Here is a 21,313-nt window from a genome sequence, read left to right as displayed (position 1 = left end):
AACGATCCCCCGCGCATGATTCGATCATCTGCCGTCCAAGCTTACTTCTTCGGCTTGGCGGTGTCCTCGAAGGCGGTTCGCGGTGCTTCAAGGTTGTTCAGCTGCAATGCATCGCGGGTGAAGAACCAAGCAACCATCCAGTCGCCTACAACACGGAACTTGCGTTCGAAGGTTGGCATGGCCATACCGTGGTAACCGCGGTGAGCCATCCATGCTGGCCAGCCCTTGAGCTTGATGCCAACAACCTTGGCCACACCCTTGTTGCGGCCGAAGCCTGCCACGGCGCCGAGGTTCTTGTGCTTGTAGTCCTTGATACGGCCGACGCCGTATCGGGCGGCGTACAGGTTCTTTGCCAGCAGCTTGGCCTGGCGCACAGCGTGCTGGGCGTTGGGAACGCAGGTGCCGTCTGGCAGGCCACCGGTCACGTCCTTGACCGCCGAAACGTCGCCAGCGGCCCAGGCACCTTCCAGTGCATCGCCGTTCTCATCCTTGATGCGCAGGTCGGTGCGGGTCTCGATGCGGCCGCGCGCCTCGATTGGGAAATCGGTGGAGCGAACCATCGGGTTGGCCATCACACCGGCACACCAGATCAGGGTGTCGGAGTAGAACGCATCAGCCGGGGACTTGTCAGCCATGTTGATCAGCTGCAGGTAACCGTCGGTGGCATCAGCCAGCGAGGTATTCAGCAGAACCTCAACACCACGGCTGCGCAGGTGATCGACAACCCATTCGGCCTGTTCTGCGGTCACTTCTGGCATGATGCGGCCCATGGCCTCAACCAGCACAAAACGAACTTCGTTCTGCGCCACGCGGTCGTTGAGGTTCACCAGGTGGCGGGCCATGTCCTCAAGTTCGGCAATGGTCTCGATACCGGCGAAGCCGCCGCCAACAACCACAAAGGTCAGGGCGCGCTTGCGAGCTTCGGGATCGGTCATGTTCGCGGCGGACTCAATACGCTCGGCAACCTTGTTGCGCAGCGCAATGGCCTCCTCGATGGTCTTCAGGCCAATACCCTGCTCGGCCAGGCCGGTGATGGGGAAGGTGCGGGTGACCGCACCAGCAGACATCACGACATCGGTGTATTCGAGTTCGAACTCTTCACCGTTGACCGGGGCAACCACTGCCTTCTTGCTGGCGTGGTCAATGCTCAGGACACTACCGTTGATCAGCTCTGAGTGCTTCAGGTGCTGACGGTGGGACACCACTACGTGGCGTGGTTCAATCTGGCCGCCGGCCACTTCTGGCAGGAACGGCTGGTAAGTCATGTATGGGTTCGGATCCACCACGGTGACAATGCCACCGTGGGCCTTAACCTTTTTCTGCAGATTCATCGCAACGTACAGGCCAACATAGCCACCGCCAACGACGAGAATGCGAGGACGCTTCTGGGAGCTTTCGATGATCGACATACCTTCGATTCTACGCGGACTTTCGGAGTTAGTGAAAACATTCACTAATCAATTCAGTATGTTTAGTCACGCACCCATAACTCACCGCTCACACGCAGCGCTCAAGGCTCAATCCGGGGAGTTCTGCGGGCCAGTTGGTGCGCTCCGGGCGCGCCGCAAAGATCGTGTTGCTGCGCAGGATCCAGCCGATGTTGAGGTGTGCACACAGATTTTCTGCGGCCAATACGAATCGCCTGGAGGGTGCCTGCGGTCCGCGTGAGCTGTCAGATGCAAGAATGGGGCATGCGCACACCTCGAACAGGACTCTTCGTTTCCGCCGTGCTGTTGATGGTTCTCGGTGCATCCGGAAGCCTGGTGATGTTTCTTCAGCCATGGCGAAGCTGCCCGGAGATCGACGATAGTTCGGCAGGCTGCCCGGCGACAGGCATCGACTCGGCTCTGCTTGGCTTGGCACTGACCGCGCTGGTCCTAGGGGTGGTGCTCGCTCTTGCGACGGCCCCGCGGTACCCCAAAATCACCGGCGAATTCGCGGCTCCCTTTGGGCCGCTTGACCCCGAGCCGTCGCCGGCGTCACGCCCCGCGCAGGCTTCGGAGCACCCCGCGCCGCCGCAGAGGTGAACCGCGGCCGGGCAGGATCAGCGCCTGCCGCTATTTTTCATCTTCCGGGATGTCGTCGAACAAATCACGGCCTTCGGCGGTTTTCCCCACCCGCAGTTCGCTGAGCTTAGCCGAAGCGACCCGGGCTGACAGGGCTTGTTTGCGCGCCCGGGAACCAACCTGCACACCGCCGATGACCAGCACCAGCGCCAGGAGCGCCGCTCCCCCCACCACCAAGGCCGGCTGCAACGGCGGGGTTGAGGTGTCCGGGGCGATGGGAGCCGGGGCGGCCACCTGCTCCAGGTCCGAGGTTTCGGTGGAAACACCGGGGTCTGGGGTATCGGTCGTCGACTCGGTGTTACGCCGGTGGACCCGAATCCATTCGGTAATGGTGCCCAAGGGATTTTCACTGACCGCTGGCACCTCGGCCCGTACCGCGGCGTTTGCATCGATGATGCCGTAGCCATAGAGGTTGTCCACTCCGGCGGCGCCGGTGTCCTTGGCCGTGGTCAAGATCCGGTTGATCACCTGGGCGGCAGGCATGTCCGGGTATTTGGAGCGGATCAGGGCCGCCACCCCCGCCACGAGGGGGGCCGCGCCGGAGGTTCCGGACCACCGGGCGTACCCGTCTTCGGGAAGGCCGCCCACCAATTTCTCCGCCGGGGCGGCGACGCCGATGGAGATTCCTTCGGTGGACGAGTCCTGGGAGGCCTTGTCGTTTTCATCCACACCCGCCACGGTGAGCACCCCGGGGATGGTGGCAGGGGCTCCCACCTGGCTCATGCCGCCGGAGCGGTTGCCCGCGGCGGCAACAATGACCACGTCGTGTTCCTCGGCGTATTTAAACGCCTCGTCCCAGCTCTGCGGCCAGGCTGGGCTGGTGGAGCCCAGGGACATGTTGATGACCTTGGCTCCGGAATCCACCGCATACCTCACGGCCTTGGGGATCTGCTGCTCCACGGAGATTCCCGCGGGGTTCCCGTCCCCCATCCACAGCGAGATGGAAAGCAGCTGCGCCTTGGGTGCCACCCCTAGCACCCCGTCCTGGCCGCCGGTCAGTTCGGGGACTTTTTCGTATTCAGGTTCCTCGGGAACGTCCTCTTCTTCTTCCTCAGCGGTCTTCTTGGCCTGCTCCCAGGCAGACTTCAGGCGCTGATTCTCCGACTTGACCCGGTCGATTTCCCCTTGGTTGTTGCCCCGGCCGGCCAGCAGCGTTGCCACCAGGGTTCCGTGCTCGCTCATCACACCAATCGGCTTGTCGCCCTTGGCGCCGCCGGCACCGGACATGTCGGCCCCGCCAACCACCGCACCCAGCAGGTCGCGGTGGCTGGTGTCGATCCCGGTGTCAATGATTGCAACCTTCACACCTTCGCCTTGGGTTTCTTCCTGGGCCGCGGTGATGCCCAAGGAATCAAGCCAATACTCGGCGTTGCGCATGTCGTCGGCCCGCGCCGCGGGGCTTGGCAGCAGGAACGCGAACACCAGCAGGGTCGCCAGCATGGCCGACACACCGATCCGCGTGCCGGCTGCACGGCCTAAACGCACTGGTGTTTCCATAGTCATCTCCTGCCCGGTGGTGCGATGGTTGTTATGCGTGGTGCGCGGCCGAAGCCGCAATACCATCAAGGATGTCGTGTTCCGAGGCGATCAAGACCATCGGGCGGTGCGCGCTGGCCCGTTCCAGATAGTCCAGGATCCGTTCAACAATCACCGCTCCTGCCTGGATGACATCCACCCGGCCCGGGTGCATGAACCCCAGCGCCTGGCGCTGCTCGCGCGTATAGGACAGCATCGAGGCGGTGGCCTGGCGCATCTGGGCGAAACTCAGCTGCGCGCCGTGAATGGATGCCGAGTCGTACTCCCGCAGCCCCAGCGCCTGGGCGGTCAAGGTGGTGCAGGTTCCGGCGACCATCACCACCGAATCAACCTGGCTCACATCAACCACCGAATCCAGGCTCTGCAAGGTCGAGTCCAGGAAATCCAGGCACGATGCAGAACGCAGACCATCCAGGTGGAATCGTTCGGTGACCCGGACACAGCCCAGATCCAGGCTCTTCGCGGCGATCGGCCCGCGCTCGTCACCCACCACAAATTCGGTGGAGCCGCCGCCCAAATCGATCACCAGCACCTGGCCGGTGGCGCCAGCGCGCACCGAGGCGGCGCCGGTGAAGGACAGCTGCGCTTCTTCCTCGCCGCTGATGACCTCAGGTTCCACCCCCAGGATCGAGGTGATTTTGCCGGTGAACAGCTCACGATTCGAGGCATCACGGGCCGCGGAAGTCGCAGCGAAGCGGATGTTTTCAACCTGGTGCTCGTCGCACAGCTTTTTGTACTCGCGCACCGCGGCGAAGGTCCGTTCCAGCGCTTCGGGAGCGAAGGCGCCGGTCGCATCAACACCCTGCCCCAGACGCACGACCCGCATGGTGCGCAGCACGTCGTGCAGTTCGCCGGTGGCCGGTTCGATGTCCGCGATCAGCAAGCGGATGGAGTTTGTCCCGCAGTCAATCCCGGCGACCCGCACTATTTCTGCTCTCCCGCGAGGTCCGCGGCACGAGCTGCCCGTTTGGCGGCGCGTTCGGCGCGTTTGGCCGCCGGATCCGCGTTTTCCTGGGTCTTCACATGCCGTGAGCGGTCCTGGCTGGGTGCCTGGCCTTCGGTGTCCCAGGCGCCAACGCAGTAGCACTTGTCCTTGCTCCACCATTCGGTGATGGCATCCAGCGCTTCGTCGCCCAGCGGGTTGACTCCCTGGCCGGCGGCCAATGAGTGGCCCACCAGCACATGCAGGCATTTCACGCGGGTGGGCATCCCGCCGGCGGATACCCCGGAAATTTCAGGTACCGCGCCGGTTCCCGAACGTTCGCCAATCGCGTCGCGGTTGGCCAGGTAGGACTCGTGGGCGGCGGTGTAGGCCGTGGCGAGCTGAGCGTCTGCCGCCAAACGGTCGTTCATCTCATTCATCAACCCGGCGGCCTCGAGGCGTGAGACGGCCGCGGTGATCACCGGATGGGCCAGGTAGTAGGTGGTGGGGAACGGGATCCCGGAGGACAACCGCGGCGCGGTGGTAGCGACCAGCGGGTTGCCGCAGACGCAGCGTGCACCGATTTCCACCACATCTCGCACGGGACGGTTCAGCTGACGGGACAGGGTGTCCAGGTCTTGGTCGCTGGGTACTCGTCCGGCGGCGTCCAGGGCTTCGCGGATGGGCTGTTCACTCACGTTGTGTCTCTTTGCGTCGTCGGTCAATCTGTTGCGGAACGGGTCACCGAGTCGAGCAGTGCATCGACCCACGGAAGTTCCTGGCGCACCTCGTAGGTGCTGCCGTTGCCGGTGGAGGTGCTCTCATCTTCTGGCTCTTCGCCAACCACCATGTAGAGCTTCTCACCGGGCATCACTAAGTTTATCCGCTCGCGGGCCTGCTGTTTGATATACAGCGGGTCATCCCAGCGGGCAATCTCCGCTTTCAGCTCGTCGCGTTCGGCTTCCATGGAGGCAATGGAGGCCCGCAACTCGCTGATTTGCGCCATCTGCGTCCGGTAGTAGTTCACCGTGGGAACCAGCATGACCGCGAAAAACGCGAACACCACAATCAGCGCGGCAATGCGCCCGGAAAAGCGGTGGGCCGCCACCGGCTCGCCCTGCTGGGCAGGGGTCTGCGGCTCGGGTTTCTCCCCGGGCTTGCGGCGCACCGCCATGGAAAACTTGGCCCGGTCTTCGCGGCGGCGCTCGTTCTGCTTTTCCTTGGCACGTTCGCGCAACGGGCGCTTGGAGCCTTCGGCGTGCACCGCTGGCTGCGGTGCACCGTGCTGCGGTTCCTCGGGCTTGGCCCGGCGGCCGGGGGCAGGCTGCGAGGTGCTGGCCGCCGGATTCGAAGCCGCGGCGCGCTGCGGCTTGGGAACGTTGTGGGCCTTGGGCACCTTGCGGACCTTGGGCGCCGCTGGAGGGTGCTCATTGCCGCGCACGATGTGCAGGGTATCGGTCGCCGGTTCCGCCTCATGGCCGGGGAATTGCTCCGGCGGGGTGTTCCCAGCGGCGTCCGGAAATTCAAGTGGCTCGTTTTGAGGTTCAGCAGGGGTGTTCCTTCGTGGCATGCGCGGTGGTCGCTGGGCCATACTCCCCCATTCCCCAAGGTTTTTCCAGGTGATCCATTCGTGGGAATTCCACGATATCTCCATTAAAGAACGAAAAGCCCGCCGGTATCCACTACCGACGAGCTTATTCGCTTTAGCTGGTGATTAGCTGTTGAAACGCGGGAAAGCACTCTTTCCGGCGTAAACAGCCGATGCGCCAAGGTCTTCCTCGATGCGCAGCAGCTGGTTGTACTTCGCTACACGCTCGGAACGAGCCGGAGCACCGGTCTTGATCTGGCCGGCGTTGGTGGCCACGCAGATATCTGCAATGGTCACGTCTTCGGTCTCACCCGAACGGTGCGAGGTGATGGTGGTGTAACCGGCGCGCTGAGCCATGGTGATGGCATCCAGTGTCTCGGTCAGCGTGCCGATCTGGTTGACCTTGACCAGCAGCGAGTTGGCGGTGCCCTTTTCGATGCCGTCGGCCAGGCGCTCCGGGTTGGTGACGAACAGGTCGTCGCCTACCAGCTGCACCTTGTCGCCAATGGCGTCGGTCAGGGTCTTCCACCCGTCCCAGTCGTTCTCATCCAGCGGATCCTCGATGGACACCAGCGGGAAGTCGGCAACCAGGGCGGCGTAGTAGTCGCTCATCTGCTCGGCGGAGCGGGCTTCGCCTTCAAACTGGTAGGCGCCGTTCTCATAGAACTCGGAGGAGGCGACGTCCAGGGCCAGGGCAATGTCGGCACCCGGGGTGTAGCCGGCGCGCTTGATGGCCTCGGTGATCAGTTCCAGGGCCGCGCGGTTGCTTGGCAGGTTCGGGGCGAAGCCGCCCTCGTCGCCCAGGCCGGTGGACAGGTTCTTTTCCTTCAGGACGTCCTTGAGGTTGTGGTACACCTCGACGCCCCAGCGCAGACCCTCGGAGAAGGACTCGGCGCCCAGCGGAGCGATCATGAATTCCTGGATGTCCACGTCGGAGTCCGCGTGGGAGCCGCCGTTGAGGATGTTCATCAGCGGCACCGGCAGGACGTGGCCGTTCGGGCCGCCCAGGTACTTGAACAGCGGCAGGTTGGCGCTGACCGCCGCGGCGTTTGCCACGGCCAGGGAAACACCCAGGATGGCGTTAGCGCCGAGCTTCGACTTGTTGCTGGTGCCGTCAAGCTCGAGCATTGCCTGGTCGATGGCGCGCTGGTCGGTGGCGTCAAGGCCCTCCAGCTCGTCTGCGATTTCCTCGATGACGGATTCGACCGCACCCAGTACACCCTTGCCCAGGTAGCGGTTCTTGTCACCGTCGCGACGCTCAACGGCCTCGAACTGGCCGGTGGAAGCACCGGATGGAACGGCCGCGCGGCCGTGTGAACCATCGCTGAGCAGGACCTCGACCTCAACGGTCGGATTGCCGCGGGAATCAAGGATTTCGCGCGCGTGAATGGCGTCAATCAATGCCATGAGTATGGACTCCTTGTAGAAAGGGGTGGTCTAAGGGCTGGTCAGCCAGCGGTCGCTGAATGACCGTTGGCGCCGTTGCCTGTCTCTAGCCTAGCGCTTTGAACCTGTTTAGGGCGACGATGTTTCATTGCTCATCGTTCCGTAACGTTGGTGCAGCTGTTCGCGGAGCACCGATTCGGCGTCCAAACCGAGCTCTTCGGCACGGGCGGTCAACGCCATCAGCTCGGTGCCGAGACTGTGTTCATCAACAACCCGCTCCCGGACTTCGGGGCTGATCCGGTGCCCCTGCACGGCCTGGGATTCGGCCCTGGTGTGGCGCTCGAGCAGTTTCTGCGCCAAGGTCAGCGCCGGCAATCCGGCGGGCAGCCCGGCGTTGCGGCGCACCCGCGGTGAACCTGCCCGCTCGGCTTGTTTGGCGGCATCCCACACCCGGATGATCTCATCGACATCGCTGATGATGTCCTGGCGGATATTTCCCTGCGCGTCGAATACATGACGGTTGCGCCGCAGCAGCTTGGCCTGAAGGGTTTCCGCCACCTCGTCGAGGGTGAAGTTTCCCCGTTCTTGGGCAATCAGCGCGTGCAGCAGGATCTGGTACAGCAGATCGCCCAATTCCTCCTTCAGCGCCGGCGCGTCGTTCGCGCCGATGGCATCAAGCACCTCGTAACTTTCCTCGATGAGGTAGGTGCGCAGCGACTCATGGGTCAGTGCCTGGGTCCAGGCGCACTGCTCCCGCAGGATCTGCACGGTGTGGATCAACTGGTCCAAAGATCTGGTGTCGCTGGGCATAAAACAATCCTATCTTCGCTGCCAGTGCCTCCCCTTTGGAAGACTCCCTCCACCGCCCCCCGTAACGAGCGTCACATTCGGTAGCATGGCATTAACCCGCTCCCGCCCTACCAAAGGACACCCCCATGACCGTGCAGGAAACCGAACGCCCCGCATTCCTTGAAAAGCTGCCCACCACGTTGTTCATCAATGGGCAATGGGTTCCCGGGCACAGCTCCAAGTCCCTGACCACCTTCAACCCGTTCAACAACCAGGAGCTGGCCACCATAGCCCAGGCTTCCCCCGATGATGTTGATGCCGCCTACCACGCCGCCGAACAGGCCCAGCCGGCCTGGGCCGCGTTGGCCCCGTCGAAGCGCTCCGCGATCCTTCAGGCCGCCGCGAGCTATCTGCAGGATCATTACGCGGATATCCTCGCGGTGCTCAGCGCAGAGTCCGGATCCTCGCAACTGAAATCCAACATCGAGCTGGGCGGGACCATTGCGGCGATCCGCGAGGCCGCCACCTTCCCCACCCGCGTGCACGGCAAGATCCTGCCCTCGAATTCGCCGGGCAAGGAGAACCGGGTCTACCGCGAGCCGCTGGGCGTGGTGGCGGTCATCAGCCCGTGGAACTTCCCGATGCTGCTCTCCGCCCGCTCGGTGGCCCCGGCGCTGGCCCTGGGGAACGCCGTGGTCCTCAAGCCAGCTTCCGATACCCCGCTGTCCGGCGCGCTGATCCTGGCCAAGGCATTTGAAGCCGCCGGCGCCCCGGCCGGGGTGCTGAACGCACTGGTTGGCTCCGGCGGCGAAATCGGCGACTACTTTGTGGCCCACCGTGCCCCGTCGCTGATTTCCTTCACCGGCTCTACCCCGGTAGGGCAGAACGTCGGCAAGATCGCGGTGACCGGACAGCACATGAAACGTGTCGCCCTGGAGCTTGGCGGCAACGCGCCGTTTGTGGTGCTCGAGGACGCTGACCTCGACGAAGCGGTGAAGGCCGCCACCCTGGGCAATTTCCTGCACCAGGGACAGATCTGCATGGCGATCAACCGCATCATCGTCCTGGCCCCGGTCTATGACGCGTTCATCGAGAAGTTCGTCGAGCAGGTCCAAAAGCTCGGCTACGGCGATGCCGCTGATCCGGCGAACCTGATCGGCCCGATCATCAACGACGCGCAGCTGGATTCGGTCACCGGCAAGATCAGCCAGGCGCGCAGCGAAGGCGCCCGCGAGGTACTGAGCGGCGAGGTATCCGGACGGGTTATCCCGCCGCACATTTTTGCCGACGTCACCCCGGACATGGAACTGTTCCGTGAGGAAATTTTCGGGCCGGTGGTGGGAATCACCCAAGCCCAGGATGAGGAAGATGCCCTGCGGCTGGCCAATGACACCCACTTCGGACTGTCCTCCGCCGTGTTCACCGGGGACCTGGAGCGCGGGGTGCGTTTTGCCCGCGGAATCAAGGCCGGAATGACCCACATCAATGACATCACGGTGAATGACGAGCCGCACGTCATGTTCGGTGGCGAGAAGAATTCGGGTTTGGGCCGCTTCAATGGTGAATGGGCCATCGAGGAATTCACCACCGATCGCTGGGTGGGTGTGCAGAGCACGCCGAAGAGGTACCCTTTCTAATCGCTTAAAAACGCAGCCTCCCCGGAAGAATTTTCCGGGGAGGCTGCCTTTGGGTTTTGCGCTCAAGGGTGGGCGAGGCTAGTTCTCCTCGTAGTCCTCGTCCTCAAATTCCTCATCGTCGTCCTCATCCAGCAGGTGGTCGTAGACGTCGTTGATGTACTCGACCAGCAGTTCACGCATTTCCAGTGGCACAAAGGCGGCCTCTGCGGCATTGAGCGTCAGATCCAGCAGGTCTTCCAGGTCGTAGTCGAAGGCCTCAACCAGCAGTTCAAATTCATTGGACAGCGTGGTTCCGGACATCAGTCGGTTGTCCGGGGAGATCGTGACGTTGAAACCGGTCTGGACCAACAGATCGATCGGGTGCGATTCAATGCCTTCGCCAAATTCGGCGGTGGCACCGGTCTGCAAGTTGGACGACGGGCAGACCTCCAGCGGGATGCCGCGTTCACGCACCCAGTTGGCCACCGGGCCCAGCGAGACCAGTCCGGTATCCTCGCCGACGGCTTCGCCGTCGTCGTCAACGCCGCCGAATTCGATTTCGATGTCCTCCGCGACACGCACCCCATGTCCCAGACGCTGCGCACGGCCCACCAAGATCGCATCCTTGATGGAGTCCAAGCCCGCGGCTTCACCGGCATGCACGGTAGTCGGGAACAGGTTATCGGCCAGCAGGTCGAAGGCGTCCTTCATCCGGGACGCCGGGAAACCCTCTTCCGGGCCGGCGATGTCGAAGCCGACCACGCCATGGCCGCGGTGGCGCAGGGCCAGTTTGGCGATCTCCACCCCGTTGTCCAGGTGGCGCAGCGCGGTGATGAGCTGGCCAACCTGCATCGGGTGGCCTTCGGCGTTCAGCTCCTCGCAGGCCTGATCCAGGCCTTCCTGAACTGCATCAACCACGTCATCCAGGCTCAGCCCGTGGCGCAGGTGCTGTTCTGGCGCGTAACGGACCTCGGCGTAGATCACGCCGTCCTCGGCCAGATCTTCTACAAACTCTCGGGCCACCCGGATCAGCGCGTCACGCGTCTGCATCACGGCCACGGTGTGCTCGAACGTTTCCAGGTACCGCACCAGCGACCCGGAGTCGGCCGATTCACGGAACCACGCGCCCAAAGCATCGGCATCGGTGGCGGGCAGTTCGTGCCCTACCTGCTCGGCAAGTTCAATAATGGTCGACGGGCGCAGACCACCGTCAAGGTGGTCGTGCAGAGAAACTTTTGGCAGATCCCGGAAGTCGAATTCGGGTTCGTAGGCAGCATGAATCATTTCTTCAGTCACACCCTTGAGCCTAGTCGCAAATCCGGCTGACTGATAGCCACCACGGCTGAAGTTCTGGACACATCTTGTTGACGGTTACCGGCCCCGGAGGTTAATTCTCTTCTTGATCACTCGGCGGCACGGTTTCCAGTGCTTTTCCCGGCACCTCACCTCGCTTTTCGGCCAGCTGTTGCAGCTTGCGGCGATGGACTCGTTCAAGGACCCGGCTGACGATCCGGTCTATGACATAACCCAGCACCACGGCCAGCACCACGGAGACCGCAATCCCCAATAATTTGTTCTCCGAAAGCCAGTTCCCGGCCAGTGCGCCGATACCCACAGAGTAGGCACCCCAGGTGATGCAACCGATGACGTCAAAAAAGGTGAAGCGATTATAGGAGAATCCGGTGGCCCCGGCGGTCAGGTTCACCGCAACACGGCCCAGCGGAATATAGCGGGCGGTGAAAATCAGCAACGCACCGGAGGTTTCCAACTTACGGGCGGCGAAATCCAGGATCTTTTTCGCTCTGCCACGTTGCATCCAGCCGTATTGCCGGTACCCGATGCTGCGGCCGATGCGGAAGGTAATCTGATCTCCGATGATTGCCCCGGAAACACCAAGAATAAAAATCAGCAGTAAATTCGGGCTCCCGGTGCTGATGCTCACGGCCGCCAGCGAGACCAAAAAGGTTTCGGAAGGGACCACCGGGAAAATACCGTCAATGAGGCAAAAAGCGAACAGCAGCGGCAATATCCACCATGCGGTGGCCGCGTGCATGATTGCCTGGTTGACCAATTCCATCGGTGCTTGTCGCTTCCTCACAGCGCACGGGTGCTCAGTTCCGTGCTCGTATTCCATTCTCCACCAGAAACCTTGGTTGGTGCACCCTACCGAGGTCGTGTTTCACACGGCGAGGTTCTCCGACTCCGGTATGAGCTGTAGGTATTAACGTTCCGCCCGGCCCCAAAGTTCCCGCTCAACCGGTGGTTTCACTGCTTAACCGCCAACTGCCGCCCCGAACGGGGCGGCAGTTGGCTTGGAGATACTATTTCGCGGCGATGCGGTCCAGGATCAGGCGCATGTCTGGGCGGTCATCTTCCGACCCAATCATGATGGAGCGTTGAACCAGTTCGATGGCTCTCTGCATTTTCTCAGGGGTATCGGTCAGCAGGGTGGCGATCGGCTCGCCCCGGCGGACCAGCGCGCCGGGCTTCACGTGGAGGCGAACCCCCGCCCCGGCCTGCACGGCATCCTCCTTGCGGGCACGGCCTGCCCCCAAACTCCAGGCGGCCAAACCGATATCCATGGCATCCAGCTTCAGCAACACGCCTTCGGCCGGGGCCAGCACGGTATGCGATTCACGAGCCACCGGCAGCTTGGCATCCGGGTCGCCGCCCTGGGCCGCGATCATGGCACGCCAGGAATCCATGGCGCGGCCGTCATTCAGCGCCGCACGCACATCAACATCGTGAATACCGGCCCCGGCCAGCATTTCTACGGCCAGTGCCACGGTCAGCTCCACCACGTCCTCGGGGCCGCCACCGGCAAGGACCTCAACGGACTCCTCAACTTCAATGGCGTTGCCTGCGGTCAACCCCAGCGGGGTATCCATGTTGGTCAGCAATGCCACTGTATTCACCCCGGCGTCGGTGCCCAGGTTGACCATGGTTTCGGCCAGTTCCCGGGCCATGGATTCGGTTTTCATGAATGCGCCGGAACCCACCTTGACATCCAGCACCAGGGTGCCGGTTCCCTCGGCGATCTTCTTGCTCATGATCGACGAGGCAATCAACGGGATTGCCTCCACCGTTCCGGTCACATCACGCAGCGCATAAAGTTTTTTATCCGCCGGTGCCAGCCCGGTCCCGGCAGCGCAGATGACCGCGCCAACGGTGGAGAGCTGGTTGAAAAGCTCGGCATTGGACAGCTCGGCGCGCCAGCCCGGAATCGCTTCGAGTTTATCCAGGGTGCCGCCGGTGTGCCCCAACCCGCGGCCCGAAAGCTGGGGAACGGCGACCCCGAAACTGGCAACCAGCGGGGCCAGCGGCAAGGTGATTTTATCCCCCACCCCGCCGGTTGAATGCTTGTCAGTGGTGGCCAAAACCCGGCCGGCAGGATCTTTCAGGGTGGAGAAATCCATCCGTTCACCCGAATTGATCATGGCGTTGGTCCAGCGGGAAATCTCGTTGCGATGCATACCCTGGAAGTAGATGGCCATGTTTAGCGCGGCCATCTGTTCTTCGGCGATGACCCCACGGGTGTAGGCGTCGATGGTCCAGTCGATCATCTCGTTGCTCAGTTCGCCGCCATCGCGTTTGGTGCGGATGACTTCGACGGCGCTGAATTCTTCGGCAGCCATGGGTGGGCCTCCCGTTCTATTTGCTGGTCAGTCGATGATGTTGTCCGGGCCAAAGGCGTCCGGAAGCAACTGGTTCATGCCTACGATGCCGGAGGCGGTTTTGATCTGCAGGTTGGGTCCGCGGTGTTCAAAAAGCAGCTGCCGGCAACGTCCGCACGGGGTGATCAGTTCCAGCTCGCCGTCCTTGAGCTGGCCGAAGCAGACGAAATAATCCAGGGTGCCCCCGCCGGTGGCGAAGAGTTCACCAATCATGGAGCACTCGGCGCACAGGGTCACCCCGAAGGCGGCGTTTTCAATGTTGCAGCCGGAAACCAGCCGCCCGTCGCTGGACAGCGCCGCGGCGCCCACCCGGAAATTCGAGTAGGGTGCATAGGCCTTGGACAACGCGGCCGCGGCCGCAGCTTCAAGCTGCGACCACGGCGCGGTGGTGTTAGTCATGGGAACCGGTCATTCCTTCACATAGGGTTCGCCCACGGCGGCCGGGCCGCGCGAACGTCCCACCAGGCCGGCGACGGCGAAGATGGTCACCAGGTACGGCATCATGGCCATAAACTGGCTTGGCACCGGTGTGCCGATGATTGTCAGCATCACCTGCAGGTTGTCGGCGAAACCGAACAGCAGGGCCGCAGCGAATGCACCCAGCGGATTCCAGCGCCCGAAGATCACCGCGGCCAGGGCGATGAAGCCACGACCACCGGAGATTTCCTTGGTGAAGGAGTCGATGGCCACCAGGGTGAAAAACGACCCGCCGATGCCGGCCACAATTCCGCCCAAGGTGACGTTGAAGAACCGGGTGCGGTTGACCTTGATACCCAGGGTATCGGCGGCCTTCGGGTGCTCGCCGACGGCGCGAACGCGCAGTCCCCAGCGGGTTTTGTACAGGCCGAACCAGACCAGGAACACCGCGAGGTACATCAGGTAGCCGATGACCGACTGCTTGAACAGGATCGGTCCGATCACCGGGATGGCGCTCAGTCCGGGAATCGCGATGGTCGGCAGGTGCACCGGCGAGTTGAAACGCTCGGGGTCTTCCTGCATCACGGTGGTGAACAGGAATCCGGTGATTCCCGAAACCAGCACGTTCAGCACCACACCGACGATGATCTGGTTCACCACGTATTTGATGGAGAACAAGGCCAAGATCAGCGAAACCAGTGCACCGGCAATACCTGCGGCGATCAGGCCCGCGAAGGCGTTGCGTGTCACCGAGGCGACGATGGCCGCCGTGAATGCGCCACCAAGCAGCTGGCCTTCGATCGCGATGTTGACTACGCCGGAACGCTCACTGAGCACACCGGATAACGAACCGAACACCAGCGGCACCGCGAGGACCACACCGCCGGCCAACAAGCTGGCCAGGGAGATGGAGTTGATGTCCGCGCCGGAGACAACCCAGATCAAAAATGCGAGAACAAACAACACCGCGCCCACGGCGATGATCCACACCGGAAGCACTTGGCTCTTGGCGCGCAGCATCCAGGCATAGGCCGCCAGTGCCGCCAGCAGCAGGCCGATCACAATATTGGAGGCCCGCCCGGGGAACACCAGATCGGGAAGGGTAAAGGCATCTCCCACGGAGGCAAGCGAAAAACTTGCAGTTTGCGAGTTGCCCAGCAGGCCAAAACAAACCAGGACAATGACCGCGAGCACCGTAAAGATGATGGGGGTCTTTTTGCTCGGCAGCACCGAGATCGAGGAAACCGTGGTGGTCACTTGGCACCTGCCTTGATCGGTTCGGTAGCGCTGGTGCGCTTCTTGCGGTTAAGCCCAAAGATTGCCTTGACCAACGGCGGAGCGGCGATGAACAACACGATCAGCGACTGGACAACCAGCACGATGTCGATCGGGGTGCCCGTGGTGATCTGCATGTTGACCGCGCCCGCGCGGAAAGCTCCGAACAGCAGGCCGGCAAAGAAGGTGCCCCACGGGGTGGAACGGCCCAGCAACGCCACGGTGATCGCGTCGAAGCCCAGCGACCCTGCCACACCGACGGTCAGCACCTTTTCGGTGCCGGCCACCTGAGCCACACCGGCCGCACCGGCCAGGGCGCCGGCAAAAGCCATGGCCAGGATGGTTGAGCGGGCCACGTTGACCCCGGCGGTCCGGGCGGCGTCGGGATTGTGTCCCACCGCGCGGAACTCGAAACCGATGGTGGAGCGGTTCAGCATCCAGGCCACACCGAAGGTGAGCAACACTGCCATCAAGAACCCCAGGTGCAAACGCGAGCCCGGCAGCGACGGGAAGATCGCGCTGGTGTCAAGGATCGGGGAGATCGGGTTGGTCTCCCCCGGACGCCGGAACGCCTCGGTGTTCATCAGGAAGTCCAACAGGTACAGGGCGACGTAGTTGAACATGATCGTCAAGATCACTTCGTGGGCTCCGGTGCGGGCCTTGAGCAGGCCAACCAGGCCGCCCCACAGGGCACCGCCGAGCAGGCCGAAGATGACCACCAGCAGCAGGTGGACTACCACCGGCAGGTGCCAGGCGAAACCGACATAGGCGGCCATGGTCGCGCCGATGATCAGCTGGCCCTGGGCGCCGATGTTGAACATGCCGGCGCGGAAGGCCAATGCCACACCCAGACCCGCGCAGATCAGCGGGGTGGAGACCGTCAGGGTTTCAAGCAGCGGGGCGAAACCCTGCGCCGAGTTGTAGATGGAACCGTTGAACAGTGCCACATAGCTGTCGGTTCCCGCGCTCCACAGCGCGGAGAAGAAGTCGGAAGGCCGCGCGAACAGGTAGGCGGCGGTTTCCTGGACCTTCTCATCGGTGACCGCGATCAGCAGCCCGCCGATGACCAACGCAACAATCACGCCGAGCACGGAAACCAGACCCGGCCCCTGGGTGATCGACTTGAACAGGTCGTTGCCCGGTTTGTTGGTTTTGAGAAGTTCAGGTGCCTTGGTCTCGCTCACTGTGCTTCTCCTTCCTGGGTGTTGGTCTCTTCGGCGCCTTCCACCGGTACCGGCTGGGCTTCCACCGGCTCATTGGCGGAGGTAGCGAACTCTGCCTGGGCGAATGCCTCATGCTCGCTCACCCCGGCCATCATCAGGCCCAGCACCTCGCGTGAGGTATTGCCGGGCACGATTCCGTTGATCCGGCCCTTGTAGAGCACCGCGATGCGGTCTGCCAGTTCCATGACCTCATCCAGTTCGGTGGACACGATCATCACCGGGGTGCCCTTGTCGCGTTCGGCGACAATTCGCCGGTGCAGGAACTCAATGGATCCCACATCCACACCGCGGGTCGGCTGGGAAGCGATAAACAGTTTCAGGTCGCGTGACAGCTCGCGGGCCATCACCACTTTCTGCTGGTTGCCACCGGAAAGGCTGGAGGCCGGGTTCAGCTGGTTGTCGGTGCGCACGTCGAAGTCGGCAATCTGCGCGGTAGCGTTTTTTCGCATGGCCTCAAGGTTGATTGAGATGCCCTTGGCGAACGGCGCCCGGTCGTAGAGATCCAGAATCAGGTTCTCCTCGATGCTGAATTGGGACACCAAACCGTGGACCGAGCGGTCTTCGGGAACAAAACCTACCCCGGAGCGCAGCACCTGTTTCACGGATTTGCCTACCAGTTCGGTACCGGCCAGGGAGATCGAGCCGGCGGCTACCGGTTGGGTGCCCAGGATCGCTTCGGTCAGTTCGGTCTGGCCGTTGCCCTGGACACCGGCGACGGCCAGGATTTCACCTTCGTGGATGTCAAAACTCACCGAATCGAGGCTGGTAGCCCCGATCTCATTGACAACGCTCAGCTCGCGCACCTGGAAACGCGCGGCTCCCGGGGTTGCGGCTTCCTTGTTCAAGTTCAGCTCCACGGCGCGGCCGACCATGAGGTTCGCCAGCTGCGTGGTGCTGGTGTCTGCGCTGACCGAGTCGATGACTTCGCCGCGGCGGATCACGGTGATCACGTCGGAAACCGCACGCACTTCGCGCAGTTTGTGGGAGATGAAAACAATCGAGGTGCCGTTGGCCTTGAGCTGGCGCATGATTTCAAGCAGCTCATCGGTTTCCTGCGGGGTCAGAACCGCGGTGGGCTCATCAAGGATCAGGATCTTGGCCTCGCGGACCAGCGCCTTGATGATTTCCACACGCTGCTGCACACCGACCGGCAGGTCTTCGACCAGCGCGTCCGGGTCCACGTCGAAACCGTAGCGGTCCGAGATTTCGCGGATCTTTTTGCGGGTGACCTGGAGGTCGAGTACACCCATTCCCTTGGTCGCTTCGGCGCCCAGGGCAATATTCTCGGCAACGGTAAACACCGGGATCAGCATAAAGTGCTGGTGCACCATGCCGATACCTGCGGCCATGGCATCACCAGGGCCGTTGAATTCCACTGGTTTGTCATCCAGCAGGATCTGGCCTTCGGTCGGCTGATACAGGCCGTAGAGGACATTCATCAGTGTCGACTTTCCCGCGCCGTTCTCACCGAGCAGACAGTGGATTTCAGCGTCATCGACGACCAGGTCGATGTCCTTGTTGGCGTAGAAAGAACCGAAGGCTTTCGAGATTCCTCGTAGTTCGAGTTTCACGATTCCACCATCTTCATTGTTCGGTTTATGTGGCAGTGGGCAGGCTGAGAGCGCGTCCCCACCCACCGCTGCTGCGGCGAGCGGTGACGCGCTCTGTTGACGTTAGTGGCCCAAGTCCCTTACTTAGGGCTTGCGGCCGATTCGACCTTCAGCTCACCGGAGATGATCTGTGCCTTCAACGCGTCGATCTCGGACTTGGTCTCATCGGAGATCTTCGAGTCGAAGTCGTGGAACGGTGCCAGGGCAACACCCTCGTTGGCCAGGGTGCCAACGTACGGGGTTGCGTCGAACTCGTCCTTGGTATCGGAAGTGACAACATCCTCAACGGCGGTGTCCATGGTCTTGATGACCGAGGTCAGCATGACATCTTTGTAGTCAGGAGCGGTCAGGTAGCCATCGGAGTCAACCCAGACCAGCTTGGCGTCCTTGCCGGCCTTGTTGGCTTCCTGAACGGCTGCGCCTGCACCCTTGCCCACCGGACCGGCCACCGGCATCACAACGTCTGCGCCGCTGTCGATGAAGTTCTTGGTGACCTGCTTGCCCTTATCCTGCTTTTCGAAGTCGCCGGTGAAGGTACCGTCCTGCTTGGCCTTGTCCCAGCCCAGCAGCTTGACGTCTTCGCCCTTGTCTTCGTTGAACTTGGCAACGCCGTCGGCGAAGCCGTCCATGAAGATGGTGACGGTTGGAATCTTGATGCCGCCGAAGGTCGCAACGGTGCCGGTCTCGGAGGCGGCAGCCGCGGCGTAACCTGCGAGGTAGGCGGCCTGAGCCGTGTCGTAGATGATCGGCTTGACGTTTGCGATTTCTTCGTCGTACTGGAAGTCAACGATTGCGAAGTGCTTGTCCGGGTTTTCCGCGGCGGCGGCCTTGGTTGCATCACCCAGCAGGAAGCCAATGGTCACGGTCAAATCACAATTGGCATTCATCATGCCCTGAAGGTTGGTGGCGAAGTCGGCGTTGGACTTCGACTCGGCCTCCTTGGTCTGGATGCCCAGATCCTTCTCGGCATTCTTCAGGCCGCGGTACGAGGACTCGTTGAAGGACTGATCGTCGAATCCGCCGGAGTCCGAAACGATGCATCCGGTGTAATCAGAGTTTTCGGCCTGTGGGGCCGTTTCTTCAGGGGCCGCACCACAAGCGGTCAATGCCAAAGCCGAAATGCCGATCATGGCCGCGGCCACACCGGTCTTGCGCGAAACGAAGCGCATCTAATCCTCCAAAAAGTTATGCGAGATAACCGGGAGCCGTGAGGCCTTTCTTCCCACGTAGGGCGCCGTTGCCGATGCCCACCGCACATACCCGAAGGTGCGCACGTTCCCATCGTCTCCATAGCCTATCGGAGATATGTCACTGGTAAAGGCGGCAAACATTACAATTCGCTAAATTCGGGAGCACCACACGGCAAGCGCTTAACGTCAAAACCCAAGTCAGTTCGCCAATTCACGGTGTGACTAGTGGACTCGAAAAATTATTGACAAATTTTTCGGTTATTTGGTGTGGACGCCGTTAGCCTCGTCAATTGCCTGCACTGCGGCCGCGCACATGATCCGCACGCCAACGGCAATACACCTCTCATCAGGCACGTAATCACCACGGTGAAGATCGAAGATCTTGCCTCCCGGGGTGCGGGTGCCAAGGCGCAGCATCGCCCCGGGAACCTTCTGGGTCATCCAGGCGAAATCTTCGCCGCCCATCGACTGCGGGGTCAGTTCGATGGAGTCCGCCCCGAATTCCTGACGGGCCGCGGATTCAATCAGCGCGGTTTCCGCCGGGGCATTCACTACCGGGGGCACCCCGCGGGTGTGCTGGAGCTTGATTTCAACACCATACGGCGCGGCAATCTGGCGCACCGCGGCATCAAGCAGCTCCCCTGCCTCGTACCAGACGTCGCCGTCCAGGCAACGCATGGTTCCCGCCAGGTAGCCGGTCGCAGGTATCGCGTTCGGTGCGCTGCCGGCGTGAATCTGGCCCCACACCACCGACACGGCAGAACGCACGTCGACCTTGCGTCCCAGCACCGCGGGGACCTGGGTGGCGATCTGGCTCATCGCGAAAACGATGTCCTCGGTCAGGTGCGGTCGCGAGGTGTGCCCTCCGCGGCCATTCACCTCGATCCGGATGGTGTCACTGGCCGAGGTGATCGCACCGATGCGGGTACCGATTTTCCCTGCATCGATACGCGGTTCGCAGTGCAGCGCCAGGATCCGCGGGACCCCGTCAAGAATTCCCTGCTCGATAACCGAGACCGCTCCCCCGGGGAGTTTTTCCTCAGCAGGCTGGAAGATGACACGGATCCGCCCCTCGAGCCGGCCTGCCGACTGGATACGTCCCAAGGCCAGCGCGGTTCCAAGCATCACCGTGGTGTGGATGTCATGCCCGCACGCGTGAGCTACTCCCTCAATTGTGGAGGCATAGTCAAGTTCGGTTTCTTCGAGCACCGGCAACGCATCGATATCCGCACGCAGCCCAAGGCGGATGGGACCTTCGCCAATATCAACATAGGCGCCGGTGCGCTCCATCTTGACTGGATCCAGCCCGGCGGCACGCAGAGCTTCCATGATGCGTTCAGTCGTTTGGTACTCAGCAAAGGAAAGTTCAGGGTTGCGGTGTAGTTCCCGGCGGAACTCGATCAACTCGGGCGTTAAAGACTCAGTCCAGTCCTTGACCGTCCCTGCATTTCCTAATTCACTCACTGAAGACACCTTTCGACAATACGCGCCTTGAGCCTAGGGAAAACAGTTTATCCGTAATGTGGCCGTCACCGGCGAAACACGAGGCCCAAGTGGCAACTTGATATCCCGTGTTACGCAGCTGACAACGCTGCCGCACTGCACCACACGCCAGGCACCAAGAGCACAACGTGTTGAACAGATTTTTTGATCAGATTTCCGTGCAGACACGGTCCCGCTCAGCGATCCACCGCGATGAGCACCGACAGATTCCTGAACAAATTTTTTGATCAGGATTCAGCGCCAATCTGAACCGGCGCAAAAAGTCACTGCAAGCCGAGCCCCGCCAGAATCTTGAACAAAATTTTCGATCAGAACTCAGCGCCAACACCAGCACCAGGCCAGCGCGAGACGCAGCTGGCTTAGACTGAACAAAATTTTTGATCAGGCTACCGTGCAGACACGGCCCCACTCAGCAATCCACCCGCGATGAGCACCGACAGATTCCTGAACAAATTTTTTGATCAGGATTCAGCGCCAATCTGAACCGGCGCAAAAAGTCACTGCAAGCCGAGCCCCGC

At 62.0% G+C, this 21,313-nt stretch carries 19 protein-coding genes; 2 read left to right on the top strand and 17 right to left on the bottom strand.

The window, feature by feature from the left end; genetic code table 11:
* Nucleotides 1–41: 41 nt before the first annotated feature.
* Nucleotides 42–1,409, bottom strand: coding sequence for an NAD(P)/FAD-dependent oxidoreductase (locus ACIOWL_RS05550; RefSeq protein WP_400382504.1), 1,368 nt, complete (start codon nucleotides 1,407–1,409; stop codon nucleotides 42–44).
* 88 nt (nucleotides 1,410–1,497) lie between these two features.
* Nucleotides 1,498–1,632, bottom strand: coding sequence for a hypothetical protein (locus ACIOWL_RS05545; protein WP_400382502.1), 135 nt, complete (start codon nucleotides 1,630–1,632; stop codon nucleotides 1,498–1,500).
* Nucleotides 1,633–1,691: 59 nt separating this feature from the next.
* Here ACIOWL_RS05545 and ACIOWL_RS05540 point away from each other — a divergent pair, with 59 nt between their 5' ends.
* The gene (locus tag ACIOWL_RS05540; protein WP_400382500.1) at nucleotides 1,692–2,027 is read left to right on the top strand and encodes a hypothetical protein; all 336 of its coding nucleotides are present in this window, start codon (nucleotides 1,692–1,694) and stop codon (nucleotides 2,025–2,027) included.
* Between the two features lie 30 nt (nucleotides 2,028–2,057).
* Here the strand turns inward: ACIOWL_RS05540 and ACIOWL_RS05535 are convergent, their stop codons facing one another.
* From ACIOWL_RS05535 to ACIOWL_RS05510, 6 genes are all read right to left on the bottom strand, one after another.
* Nucleotides 2,058–3,563: a S8 family serine peptidase gene (locus tag ACIOWL_RS05535; protein ID WP_400382499.1), complete on the bottom strand. Its 1,506-nt coding sequence runs from the start codon at nucleotides 3,561–3,563 to the stop codon at nucleotides 2,058–2,060.
* Between the two features lie 31 nt (nucleotides 3,564–3,594).
* Complete coding sequence (locus ACIOWL_RS05530; protein ID WP_400383247.1) at nucleotides 3,595–4,428, bottom strand: exopolyphosphatase; 834 nt, start codon at nucleotides 4,426–4,428, stop codon at nucleotides 3,595–3,597.
* A gap of 98 nt (nucleotides 4,429–4,526) precedes the next feature.
* Nucleotides 4,527–5,222 carry a DUF501 domain-containing protein gene (locus tag ACIOWL_RS05525; protein WP_400382497.1) on the bottom strand — a complete coding sequence of 232 codons (696 nt, stop codon included), beginning with the start codon at nucleotides 5,220–5,222 and terminating at the stop codon, nucleotides 4,527–4,529.
* A 23-nt stretch (nucleotides 5,223–5,245) separates the two neighbouring features.
* Nucleotides 5,246–6,115 carry a septum formation initiator family protein gene (locus ACIOWL_RS05520; protein ID WP_400382495.1) on the bottom strand — a complete coding sequence of 290 codons (870 nt, stop codon included), beginning with the start codon at nucleotides 6,113–6,115 and terminating at the stop codon, nucleotides 5,246–5,248.
* A 123-nt stretch (nucleotides 6,116–6,238) separates the two neighbouring features.
* Nucleotides 6,239–7,519 carry a phosphopyruvate hydratase gene (eno, locus tag ACIOWL_RS05515; RefSeq protein ID WP_400382493.1) on the bottom strand — a complete coding sequence of 427 codons (1,281 nt, stop codon included), beginning with the start codon at nucleotides 7,517–7,519 and terminating at the stop codon, nucleotides 6,239–6,241.
* Nucleotides 7,520–7,627: 108 nt separating this feature from the next.
* Nucleotides 7,628–8,308 (bottom strand): MazG nucleotide pyrophosphohydrolase domain-containing protein, encoded by a 681-nt coding sequence (locus ACIOWL_RS05510; RefSeq protein WP_400382491.1) that lies wholly within the window; start codon nucleotides 8,306–8,308, stop codon nucleotides 7,628–7,630.
* 125 nt (nucleotides 8,309–8,433) lie between these two features.
* On the opposite strand from ACIOWL_RS05510, the gene ACIOWL_RS05505 reads away from it, so the two are divergent.
* Nucleotides 8,434–9,924 carry an aldehyde dehydrogenase family protein gene (locus tag ACIOWL_RS05505; RefSeq protein WP_400382490.1) on the top strand — a complete coding sequence of 497 codons (1,491 nt, stop codon included), beginning with the start codon at nucleotides 8,434–8,436 and terminating at the stop codon, nucleotides 9,922–9,924.
* Between the two features lie 78 nt (nucleotides 9,925–10,002).
* Here ACIOWL_RS05505 and ACIOWL_RS05500 read toward each other — a convergent pair whose 3' ends face one another.
* From ACIOWL_RS05500 to ACIOWL_RS05460, 9 genes are all read right to left on the bottom strand, one after another.
* Complete coding sequence (locus ACIOWL_RS05500; protein WP_400382489.1) at nucleotides 10,003–11,199, bottom strand: adenosine deaminase; 1,197 nt, start codon at nucleotides 11,197–11,199, stop codon at nucleotides 10,003–10,005.
* A 91-nt stretch (nucleotides 11,200–11,290) separates the two neighbouring features.
* Nucleotides 11,291–11,980 (bottom strand): DedA family protein, encoded by a 690-nt coding sequence (locus ACIOWL_RS05495; RefSeq protein ID WP_400382488.1) that lies wholly within the window; start codon nucleotides 11,978–11,980, stop codon nucleotides 11,291–11,293.
* 244 nt (nucleotides 11,981–12,224) lie between these two features.
* Nucleotides 12,225–13,538 (bottom strand): thymidine phosphorylase, encoded by a 1,314-nt coding sequence (locus ACIOWL_RS05490; protein ID WP_400382487.1) that lies wholly within the window; start codon nucleotides 13,536–13,538, stop codon nucleotides 12,225–12,227.
* Between the two features lie 27 nt (nucleotides 13,539–13,565).
* The gene (locus tag ACIOWL_RS05485; protein ID WP_400382486.1) at nucleotides 13,566–13,976 is read right to left on the bottom strand and encodes a cytidine deaminase; all 411 of its coding nucleotides are present in this window, start codon (nucleotides 13,974–13,976) and stop codon (nucleotides 13,566–13,568) included.
* A 9-nt stretch (nucleotides 13,977–13,985) separates the two neighbouring features.
* The gene (locus ACIOWL_RS05480) at nucleotides 13,986–15,251 is read right to left on the bottom strand and encodes an ABC transporter permease (protein ID WP_400382484.1); all 1,266 of its coding nucleotides are present in this window, start codon (nucleotides 15,249–15,251) and stop codon (nucleotides 13,986–13,988) included.
* The gene (locus tag ACIOWL_RS05475; RefSeq protein WP_400382482.1) at nucleotides 15,248–16,453 is read right to left on the bottom strand and encodes an ABC transporter permease; all 1,206 of its coding nucleotides are present in this window, start codon (nucleotides 16,451–16,453) and stop codon (nucleotides 15,248–15,250) included. Before ACIOWL_RS05475 ends, ACIOWL_RS05480 begins: the two co-directional genes overlap by 4 nt.
* The gene (locus ACIOWL_RS05470; protein ID WP_400382480.1) at nucleotides 16,450–18,063 is read right to left on the bottom strand and encodes an ABC transporter ATP-binding protein; all 1,614 of its coding nucleotides are present in this window, start codon (nucleotides 18,061–18,063) and stop codon (nucleotides 16,450–16,452) included. Before ACIOWL_RS05470 ends, ACIOWL_RS05475 begins: the two co-directional genes overlap by 4 nt.
* A gap of 119 nt (nucleotides 18,064–18,182) precedes the next feature.
* Nucleotides 18,183–19,271 carry a BMP family protein gene (locus ACIOWL_RS05465; protein ID WP_400382478.1) on the bottom strand — a complete coding sequence of 363 codons (1,089 nt, stop codon included), beginning with the start codon at nucleotides 19,269–19,271 and terminating at the stop codon, nucleotides 18,183–18,185.
* Between the two features lie 279 nt (nucleotides 19,272–19,550).
* A complete protein-coding gene (locus ACIOWL_RS05460; protein WP_400382476.1) occupies nucleotides 19,551–20,756 on the bottom strand; it encodes an amidohydrolase in 1,206 nt (401 codons plus the stop codon).
* Between the last annotated feature and the right edge of the window lie 557 nt (nucleotides 20,757–21,313).

Origin of the sequence: Glutamicibacter sp. NPDC087344 (assembly GCF_044744225.1) — a bacterium.
GTDB lineage: Bacteria > Actinomycetota > Actinomycetes > Actinomycetales > Micrococcaceae > Glutamicibacter.
The sequence above is the reverse complement of the archived record's forward strand: the minus strand, read 5'-3'. Positions and strand labels throughout refer to the sequence as shown.